Annotated in this window: 5 tRNA genes; all 5 read right to left on the bottom strand. The window is 45.7% G+C overall.

Features of this window, described 5'->3' with window-relative positions:
- Positions 1-136: 136 nt before the first annotated feature.
- A tRNA-Val gene (locus tag AB4185_RS21750) sits at positions 137-212 on the bottom strand.
- A gap of 32 nt (positions 213-244) precedes the next feature.
- Positions 245-320: transfer RNA gene (locus AB4185_RS21745), tRNA-Ala, on the bottom strand.
- Between the two features lie 25 nt (positions 321-345).
- A tRNA-Val gene (locus AB4185_RS21740) sits at positions 346-421 on the bottom strand.
- Positions 422-446: 25 nt separating this feature from the next.
- Positions 447-522 (bottom strand) — tRNA-Lys (locus AB4185_RS21735).
- A 20-nt stretch (positions 523-542) separates the two neighbouring features.
- Positions 543-618: transfer RNA gene (locus AB4185_RS21730), tRNA-Glu, on the bottom strand.
- Positions 619-737: the final 119 nt, after the last annotated feature.

Below are 737 nucleotides of genomic sequence, written 5' to 3'. Positions count from 1 at the left end.
ATTGAATTACTCGTAAGTAAATCAATCAGTCAGCTTTCCAAATTGTTAAAGAGCAAGAGTTTTTAAAGCATTAAACTTTCAAAACCATTTTTAAATACACTCAGTTTTCTATTACTAAGAAAAGTGTGCTTAAAGATGGTGGGCGATACCGGGCTCGAACCAGTGACCCCCTGCTTGTAAGGCAGGTGCTCTCCCAACTGAGCTAATCGCCCATGATAGTTTTGATTCCTTCATGGAGAAAGAATGGTGGAGCTATGCGGGATCGAACCGCAGACCTCCTGCGTGCAAGGCAGGCGCTCTCCCAGCTGAGCTATAGCCCCATATTTTTATTTCCTTGGGAGGAAATGGTGGGCGATACCGGGCTCGAACCAGTGACCCCCTGCTTGTAAGGCAGGTGCTCTCCCAACTGAGCTAATCGCCCCAAATTTTATTTCCTTGGGAGGAAATGGTGGGTCGTGCAGGATTCGAACCTGCGACCAATTGATTAAAAGTCAACTGCTCTACCAACTGAGCTAACGACCCTTTTTACTTCTTGAAGGAAGTGGTATCCCGTAGGGGAGTCGAACCCCTGTTACCGCCGTGAAAGGGCGGTGTCCTAGGCCTCTAGACGAACGGGACACTGCAATTTATCTCTACTTTAAAAGTAGAAACAAATTTCGAAGAACTTGGGAGTTCTTCATCTCTTTACTTTTCTAAACCTAATCAATCTGTGTGGGTACTCATCGTGACTATCTTCG

Source organism: Vibrio sp. 10N.286.48.F5, from assembly GCF_041469785.1.
Lineage (GTDB): Bacteria > Pseudomonadota > Gammaproteobacteria > Enterobacterales > Vibrionaceae > Vibrio > Vibrio crassostreae_C.
The sequence above is the reverse complement of the archived record's forward strand: the minus strand, read 5'-3'. Positions and strand labels throughout refer to the sequence as shown.